Annotated in this window: 1 protein-coding gene; it reads right to left on the minus strand. The window is 45.2% G+C overall.

The annotated features are described in order from the left end of the window. Nucleotides 1–51 precede the first annotated feature (51 nt). A complete protein-coding gene (locus tag ACY2RR_RS24885; protein ID WP_490110881.1) occupies nt 52–216 on the minus strand; it encodes a BMC domain-containing protein in 165 nt (54 codons plus the stop codon). Nucleotides 217–230: the final 14 nt, after the last annotated feature.

A 230-nucleotide genomic window follows, 5' to 3' on the forward strand; every position in this document is an offset into this window, starting at 1 on the left:
TGGTTTTTTTCATAACCGTTTTCTGCATAGTCGAATTCTGTTTTTACCCAACTATGAACGAGTCATTTCAGCGGGAGAGAACTTGAGCATCCCACCGAGAAGATCAAGCACAGCATTAAGAGAAGAATCGACGCTGCCTACATCTCCAGAAACAACCAGACAACCAGTAAAACGGTCGCGGAAACCAATTTCTACGCATGCGGCTTTTGTCGCCACATCGGCAGCAATAA

This window comes from Parendozoicomonas sp. 2304DJ65-17, from assembly GCF_058148445.1.